The sequence below is a fragment of the Pseudomonas meliae genome (genome assembly GCF_001400515.1).
Taxonomy (GTDB): Bacteria; Pseudomonadota; Gammaproteobacteria; order Pseudomonadales; family Pseudomonadaceae; genus Aquipseudomonas; species Aquipseudomonas amygdali.
The window spans coordinates 10215-17995 of record NZ_LJQT01000061.1 but is presented as its reverse complement, the minus strand read 5'-3'; the positions used below and the strand labels follow the sequence as shown (position 1 = coordinate 17995).

The 7781-nt window shown below is 59.6% G+C and carries 7 protein-coding genes; all 7 read left to right on the top strand.

The features are described 5' to 3' along the window. The first annotated feature begins 147 nt into the window (after positions 1–147). The 7 genes from ALO64_RS02815 to ALO64_RS02785 all read left to right on the top strand — a co-directional run bounded on the left by ALO64_RS02815 (position 148) and on the right by ALO64_RS02785 (position 7441). Entirely contained in the window at positions 148–1194 is a 1047-nt protein-coding gene (locus ALO64_RS02815; protein WP_004657487.1) for a ligase-associated DNA damage response exonuclease, read from the top strand. Further along, positions 1191–2894 (top strand): ATP-dependent DNA ligase, encoded by a 1704-nt coding sequence (locus tag ALO64_RS02810; RefSeq protein ID WP_044343447.1) that lies wholly within the window; start codon positions 1191–1193, stop codon positions 2892–2894. Before ALO64_RS02815 ends, ALO64_RS02810 begins: the two co-directional genes overlap by 4 nt. A 343-nt stretch (positions 2895–3237) precedes the next feature. Further along, complete coding sequence (locus ALO64_RS02805; RefSeq protein WP_002554829.1) at positions 3238–4020, top strand: transporter substrate-binding domain-containing protein; 783 nt, start codon at positions 3238–3240, stop codon at positions 4018–4020. Between the two features lie 80 nt (positions 4021–4100). Next, positions 4101–4829: an ABC transporter permease gene (locus ALO64_RS02800; protein WP_002554830.1), complete on the top strand. Its 729-nt coding sequence runs from the start codon at positions 4101–4103 to the stop codon at positions 4827–4829. Continuing rightward, a complete protein-coding gene (locus ALO64_RS02795; protein WP_044343448.1) occupies positions 4826–5536 on the top strand; it encodes an ABC transporter permease in 711 nt (236 codons plus the stop codon). Before ALO64_RS02800 ends, ALO64_RS02795 begins: the two co-directional genes overlap by 4 nt. Positions 5537–5548: 12 nt before the next feature. Further along, the gene (locus ALO64_RS02790) at positions 5549–6667 is read left to right on the top strand and encodes a succinylglutamate desuccinylase/aspartoacylase family protein (RefSeq protein WP_044343449.1); all 1119 of its coding nucleotides are present in this window, start codon (positions 5549–5551) and stop codon (positions 6665–6667) included. A 9-nt stretch (positions 6668–6676) separates the two neighbouring features. After that, positions 6677–7441, top strand: a complete 765-nt coding sequence (locus tag ALO64_RS02785) for an ABC transporter ATP-binding protein (RefSeq protein ID WP_002554833.1) — start codon at positions 6677–6679, stop codon at positions 7439–7441. The last annotated feature ends 340 nt before the right edge of the window (positions 7442–7781 follow it).

Here is a 7781-nt window from a genome sequence, read left to right as displayed (position 1 = left end):
CCATCGTGATAAAAAAGCGCTTTTATGCACGATAGTGTTCTTTTGGACATTTATCGCACCTCACGCTAAGCAGCCCTCACGCAAACTCCCCGAACTTCCCGCCCTGCCCCGGCTCATAGCTAACAAGCCCATCCATACGGTTGCCTCATGGATCTTGTCGTTGCTCGTCCCGAAGGTTTGTACTGCCCACCCGGTGATTTCTATATCGACCCGTGGCGCCCGGTCGAACGGGCCGTCATCACCCATGCGCATGGCGACCACGCCCGTACCGGCAATCAGCATTATCTGTCGGCGGCAAGCGGCGAGGGCATTCTGCGTTCGCGCCTTGGCCAGGACATCAACCTGCAGACCCTGGAATACGGCGAAACCATCACCCATCACGGGGTGAAACTCAGCCTGCACCCGGCCGGGCATGTGCTGGGGTCGGCGCAGGTGCGGCTGGAGTACCAAGGCGAAGTCTGGGTGGCTTCCGGGGATTACAAAGTCGAACCCGACGGCACCTGCGCGGCGTTCGAACCGGTGCGCTGTCACACCTTTATCACCGAATCGACCTTCGGCCTGCCGATCTATCGCTGGGCACCGCAGTCGCAGATTTTCGAAGGCATCAACGAGTGGTGGCGTGGCAATGCGGCTCAGGGCAAGGCCAGCGTGCTGTTCGCCTACTCGTTCGGCAAGGCGCAACGCATTCTGCATGGCATTGATTCGCAGATCGGGCCGATTCTGGTGCATGGCGCTGTCGAGCCGTTGAACCGGGTCTATCGCGAAGGTGGCATTCGTATTCCGGAAACCCAATACGCTGGCGATTTCAAAAAGACCGATCCGGCCCTGCGTCAGGCGTTGATTCTCGCCCCGCCCTCGGCCGGTGGCAGCAGTTGGATGAAGCGCTTCGGCGAATACAGCGATGCGTTTGCCAGCGGCTGGATGATGCTGCGCGGCACGCGACGTCGGCGTGGCGTGGATCGCGGCTTTGTGCTATCCGATCACGCTGACTGGCCGGGATTGCTGTGGGCCATCGAACAGACTGGTGCCGAGCGGGTCATGGTCACCCACGGTTCGGTCGGCATATTAGTGCGTTATCTGCGCGAACTGGGGCTGGATGCGCAAGGCTTCAGCACCGAATACGGCGATGAAGAGGACAGCAATCCGGCGACGGCAGAGCCTGAGGCGGTAACTGCGGGGGAGGCTCAGTCATGAAAGCCTTCGCGGAACTCTACGCACAACTGGACGCAACCACATCGAGCAACGCCAAACTCGCCGCGATGCGTGACTATTTCGAGAAAGCGGCTGCAGAGGATGCTGCCTGGGCTGTGTACTTCCTGTCCGGTGGTCGCCCCAGGCAACTGGTGCCGACCCGCGTGTTGCGCGAGCAGGCAATGACACTGGCAAATCTGCCGGAGTGGCTGTTCGAAGAAAGCTATCAGGCGGTCGGTGATCTGGCGGAGACCTTGTCATTGTTGCTGCCCCAGGCCGATCACAGCAATGACGAGGGCCTGGCCACCTGGATGGAAGACAAGCTGCTGCCGTTGCGCGGCCTGCCGCCCGAAGAGCTGGCAGAACGCCTGCCGATGTTCTGGTCGCAACTGGACCGCAGCAGCCTGATGGTATGTATAAAACTGATTACCGGCAGTTTCCGGGTTGGCGTATCGAAACTGCTGGTGACGCGCGCACTGGCTGCGCTGGCGGACATCGACAGCAAGCGCGTCGCCCAAAGGCTGGTGGGCTATACCGACCTGTCGCATCGGCCCAGCGCAGAGCGCTACCTGAAACTGATCGCGCCCGAATCCGAAGACGAGCACGCACAACGTGGCGGTCAGCCCTATCCGTTTTTTCTTGCCCATTCCCTGCAACAGCCCGCCGACCAGTTCGAGGAGTTGCTCGGGGCGGCCGAGAACTGGCAGGTGGAATGGAAGTGGGACGGTATTCGCGCACAACTGGTCAAACGTGACGGACGCTTGTGGATCTGGTCGCGTGGCGAAGAGCTGGTCACCGACCGTTTTCCCGAGCTGCACAGCCTGGCGCAGTGCCTGCCTGACGGCACGGTGATAGACGGCGAAATCGTCGTCTGGAAAGCTCCAGAGCCGAGCCCCGATGACAGCGCTGAATTTGCGTTGAACGGTGATGCCACCACAGCGTCACCTTCGGTTCAGCCCTTCGCCCTGTTGCAACAGAGGATTGGCCGCAAGACACTCGGCAAGAAGATCCTCGCCGACGTGCCCGTTGTAGTGCTGGCCTATGACCTGCTTGAATGGCAAGGCGATGACTGCCGCAGCCGGCCCCAACATGAACGTCGCACGCAACTGGAAACCTTGATCGAAAGCGTCCAGAGCGAGGTGCTGATGCCCTCCCCGGTACTCACCGGCAAGGATTGGCTTGATCTGGCGACGCAACGTGAAGCCTCTCGCAGTCTGGGCGTCGAGGGCATGATGCTCAAGGCCCGCGACTCGCTGTACGGCGTCGGTCGCACCAAGGACATGGGCGTGTGGTGGAAATGGAAAATCGACCCGTTCAGCGTCGATGCCGTGCTGATCTACGCGCAACGCGGCCACGGCCGACGTGCCAGTCTGTACAGCGACTACACCTTTGCGGTGTGGGACGGCCCGCCCGACGCCAGTGAGCGCACGCTGGTGCCATTCGCCAAAGCCTACTCAGGGCTGACCGACGAGGAAATGCGTAAGGTCGACGCCATCGTTCGTAAAACCAACGTGGAAAAATTTGGGCCGGTGAGCAGCGTCACGCCGACGCTGGTATTCGAACTGGGCTTTGAAGGCATTGCCTTGTCAAAGCGCCACAAGAGCGGCATTGCGGTGCGCTTCCCGCGCATGTTGCGCTGGCGGCAGGACAAGCCGGTGGCCGAAGCCGACAGCCTGGCGTCATTACAGGACCTGCTGAACTGACGCACCGAAAAAGTGCGCGCAAATTGACGTGCACCTTTTTGAAACACTGCCTGCCACCAGGGTTTGCCTGCCCGCAACAACCGTTCTCTTTCGTTACCATTCTGCCGCTCGCCGCGAGCCTAATGGGGGTGTGGTTTAAGTCACAGAGAACAACATCCCGCCCATAAACATGCCAAGGCGGCAGATTGCCAGCCATTTATACGAAATAGCGACAACGCCTTACATTTCAAACGCACGTTCATCGCTCTGGTTCGGAAATTGCTACCTTCTGCCAGTCTGGCACTTGCCGGTAGCAAGCTTCGCGTGTTCCCAACGCCCCATTTAAGGTTTTAAGGACTGAACAATGAAAAAAGCATGGCTGACTCTTTCTGCACTGGCTCTGTGCCTCGCCGCCGGTAATACGATGGCCAAGGAATACAAGGAACTGCGCTTCGGCGTTGATCCGTCCTATGCGCCGTTTGAATCCAAAGCCGCCGACGGCAGCCTGGTCGGCTTCGATATCGATCTGGGCAACGCGATCTGCAAAGAGCTGAAGGTCACCTGCAAATGGGTTGAAAGCGATTTCGACGGCATGATTCCCGGCCTCAAGGCACGCAAGTTCGACGGCGTGATTTCCTCGATGACCGTGACCCCTGCTCGCGAAAAAGTCATCGACTTCTCCAACGAACTGTTCTCCGGCCCTACTTCGCTGGTGTTCAAGAAAGGTGCAGGCTTTACCGCCGACCCGGCCAGCCTGAAAGGCAAGACCGTTGGCTATGAGCAAGGCACTATCCAGGAAGCCTACGCCAAGGCCGTACTGGACAAGGCCGGTGTATCCACCAAGGCCTACGCCAACCAGGATCAGGTTTACGCCGACCTGACTTCCGGTCGTCTGGACGCTTCGATCCAGGACATGCTGCAAGCCGAACTGGGTTTCCTGAAATCGCCAGCCGGTGCTGATTACGAAGTCAGCAAGCCTATCGACAGCGAATTGCTGCCAGCCAAAACCGCCATCGGCATCGCCAAGGGCAACAAAGAGCTGAAAGCGCTGCTGGATAAAGGCATCAAAGCGATGCACGACGACGGCACCTACGCCGAAATCCAGAAAAAGCATTTTGGCGACCTGAACCTGTACAGCGGCAAATAACACCCCGACGCCCATCGATTTCGGCGATGATTCGCCGCCCAATCGATGGGCGTCTCTGTTTTTGAAAGCAAGGCCTATCCATGCTCGATGCACTCATGCAAAACCTGGGACTCTCGGCGTTCAGCCTGAAGGGCTTTGGCCCGCTGTTGCTGGAAGGCACCTGGATGACCATCAAACTGGCTGTGCTGTCCCTCGCGCTGAGCATCCTGCTCGGGCTGATCGGGGCAAGTGCCAAACTGTCGAGCTCGGCGCTGCTGCGCGTGCCGGCACAAATTTATACAACACTGATCCGCGGTATCCCGGATCTGGTGTTGATGCTGTTGATTTTCTACAGCCTGCAAACATGGCTGACCATGCTCACCGACGCGATGGAATGGGAATACATCGAGATCAACCCGTTCGGCGCGGGTGTCATCACTTTGGGCTTCATTTATGGGGCATATTTCACCGAGACGTTTCGCGGCGCGATTCTGTCCGTGCCTCGCGGTCAGGTGGAAGCAGCGACGGCCTATGGACTGAAACGCGGCCAGCGATTTCGCTACGTTGTGTTCCCGCAAATGATGCGTTACGCACTGCCGGGGATCGGCAATAACTGGCAGGTACTGCTCAAGGCTACGGCGCTGGTATCGATCATCGGCCTGGCTGATCTGGTCAAGGCCTCGCAGGACGCCGGCAAAAGTACCTATCAGTTGTTCTACTTTCTGGTGTTGGCGGCATTGATCTATCTGCTGATCACCAGCGCCTCGAACTTCGCCCTGCGTTGGGCTGAACGGCACTATGCCGCAGGCAGCCGGGAGGCACAGCGATGATCGAATTGTTACAGGAATACTGGAAACCCTTCCTTTATACAGACGGCGTAAATATCACTGGGCTGGCCATGACCATGTGGCTGCTCAGCGCCTCTATCGCCATCGGCTTCTGCGTGTCGATCCCGCTGTCGATTGCACGGGTGTCGAAAAACCGCTGGGTACGCTGGCCAGTGCAGTTCTACACCTACCTGTTTCGCGGCACGCCTCTCTATATACAGTTGCTGATTTGCTACACCGGCATTTACAGCATTGCTGCGGTGCGTGAACAGCCGATGCTGGATGCGTTTTTTCGCGATGCGATGAACTGCACAATCCTGGCCTTCACCCTGAACACCTGTGCGTACACCACAGAGATCTTTGCCGGTGCGATCCGCAGCATGGCCCACGGCGAAGTCGAAGCGGCCAAAGCCTACGGTCTGACCGGCTGGAAGCTTTACGCCTACGTGATCATGCCGTCGGTGCTGCGCCGGTCGCTGCCGTACTACAGCAATGAAGTGATCCTGATGCTGCACTCGACCACGGCGGCCTTTACCGCCACGGTGCCGGACATATTGAAAGTGGCGCGGGATGCCAACTCTGCCACTTTCATGACCTTCCAGTCCTTCGGTATCGCCGCCGTCATGTACTTGACCGTGACGTGCATTCTGGTCGGGCTGTTCCGCCTTGCCGAACGCCGCTGGCTGGCCTTTCTCGGCCCGGCCCATTAATCAGGACTGAACATGCACCATCACACCCATGACTTGCTGTCGCCAGTGCCAGGCACTGCCCGGCAGGTCCACAGCTTTCACTACGGCCCGCAAAACGGTTCCGGCAAGGTTTATATCCAGGCTTCGCTGCATGCGGACGAACTGCCGGGCATGCTGGTTGCCTGGTACCTGAAGCAACGTCTGGCAGAACTGGAAAGTGCCGGGCGCCTGCTGGGTGAAGTCGTCGTGGTGCCGGTCGCCAACCCGATTGGTCTGGAACAGGCCCTGATGGACACACCTTTGGGCCGCTACGAGCTGGAAAGCGGCCAGAACTTCAATCGCTGGTTCAGCGACCTTGGCGCGCAGGTCGGCGATGATATCAAAGCCCGGCTGACTGCTGATGCAGAGCACAACGTCGCACTGGTGCGGGACAGCCTGCGAGCGGCGCTGGATGCCGTACCCGCAACCAGCCAATTGCAATCGCTGCGCCTGACCCTGCAGCGCCTGGCTTGCGATGCCGACATGGTGCTGGACCTGCACTGTGATTTCGAATCGGTCGAGCATCTGTACACTACGCCCGAAGCCTGGCCGAAAGTCGAGCCGCTGTCGCGCTACCTGGGCGCGCAAGCCAGCCTGCTGGCGACCGACTCGGGTGGCCAGTCGTTCGACGAATGCTTCACGCTGGTCTGGTGGCAATTGCAGCAACGCTTCGGTGAGCGCTTTCCGATTCCCATGGGCAGTTTCTCAGTGACGCTCGAGCTACGCGGGCAAGGCGATGTGAACCATGCCCTCGCCAGCCGTGACTGTCAGGCCATCATTCATTACCTGATCGACGCGGGCATCATCGACGGCGAACTCCAGCCGCTGCCCGAACTGCTCTACCCCGCGACGCCATTGGCAGCGGTCGAACCGGTGACTACGCCGGTCGGCGGCTTGCTGGTGTTCTGCGCGATGCCCGGCGAACACGTCGAGGCTGGCCAACTGATTGCCGAGGTCATCGACCCGATCAGCGACACCGTGGCCTGCATCCATGCCTTGAATGCGGGGCTGCTGTACGCGCGCTCGCTGCGCCGCATGGCGACTGCCGGCATGGTCATTGCGCACATCGCCGGCACCCAGGCCTATCGCAGCGGCTATCTACTTTCTCCTTGAGGACCTGTCATGTACAAACTGACCATCGATGGCCTGCACAAAAGCTATGGCGACAACAAAGTGCTCAAAGGCGTATCGCTCAAGGCCAGCAGCGGTGACGTGATCTGCCTGATCGGCGCCAGTGGCTCCGGCAAGAGCACCTTTCTGCGCTGCATCAACTTTCTCGAACAGCCCAATGACGGGGCAATGAGCCTGGATGGCAAGCAAGTGCGCATGGTCAGCGACAAGGACGGCATGCGCGTTGCCGACGCGGATGAACTGCAGCGCATCCGCACGCGGCTGGCGATGGTGTTTCAGCACTTCAACCTGTGGGCGCACATGACCGTGCTGGAAAACATCACCATGGCCCCGCGCCGCGTACTGGGCGTGCCCAAGGCCGAAGCCGAGGCCCGCGCGCGCAAATACCTGGAAAAGGTCGGTCTGCCGGAGCGTGTTGCCGATCAGTACCCGGCGTTCCTGTCGGGCGGCCAGCAACAGCGCGTGGCCATTGCCCGTGCGCTGGCAATGGAGCCGGAAATCATGCTGTTCGACGAACCCACCTCGGCACTGGACCCGGAACTGGTCGGTGAAGTGCTGAAGGTCATTCAGGGCCTGGCCGAGGAAGGCCGAACCATGATTCTGGTGACACACGAGATGGGCTTTGCGCGCAAGGTTGCGAGCCAGGTGGTGTTCCTGCACCAAGGCCAGATCGAAGAATCCGGCCACCCGGACGAGGTGCTCAACAATCCGAAAAGCGAGCGCTTGCAGCAGTTTTTGAGTGGAAATCTGAAGTAGCGCTTTTTGTGTATGAAGCCGGAAACGCCTGGTAACCGGAACTGAAATATCCACGACTATAGTCCCCACTCCAGCGTGGGGATGCAGTGCTAGAGGCTCTGCGTCGCCAAGAGGACGCAGAGTGTCCGGAAAGGCATGCGACGCGGAGCGGCGCACGATATTGAGATCATCGTTCCTACGCTCCAGCGTGGGAATGCAGGTTTCGACGCTCTGCGTCGCCAGGAGGACGCGGAGCGTCCGGAAAGGCATGCGACGCGCAGCGCCGCACGATATTAAGATCATCGTTCCGCACGCTCCAGCGTGGGAATGCAGGTCTCAACGCTCTGCGTCGCCAAGAGGA

What these genes read in the sequence shown, in the direction of transcription:
- ALO64_RS02815 (WP_004657487.1), top strand. Translation starts at nt 148, where the DNA reads ATGGATCTTGTCGTTGCTCGTCCCGAAGGTTTGTACTGCCCACCCGGT.
- ALO64_RS02810 (WP_044343447.1), top strand. Translation starts at nt 1,191, where the DNA reads ATGAAAGCCTTCGCGGAACTCTACGCACAACTGGACGCAACCACATCG.
- ALO64_RS02805 (WP_002554829.1), top strand. Translation starts at nt 3,238, where the DNA reads ATGAAAAAAGCATGGCTGACTCTTTCTGCACTGGCTCTGTGCCTCGCC.
- ALO64_RS02800 (WP_002554830.1), top strand. Translation starts at nt 4,101, where the DNA reads ATGCTCGATGCACTCATGCAAAACCTGGGACTCTCGGCGTTCAGCCTG.
- ALO64_RS02795 (WP_044343448.1), top strand. Translation starts at nt 4,826, where the DNA reads ATGATCGAATTGTTACAGGAATACTGGAAACCCTTCCTTTATACAGAC.
- ALO64_RS02790 (WP_044343449.1), top strand. Translation starts at nt 5,549, where the DNA reads ATGCACCATCACACCCATGACTTGCTGTCGCCAGTGCCAGGCACTGCC.
- ALO64_RS02785 (WP_002554833.1), top strand. Translation starts at nt 6,677, where the DNA reads ATGTACAAACTGACCATCGATGGCCTGCACAAAAGCTATGGCGACAAC.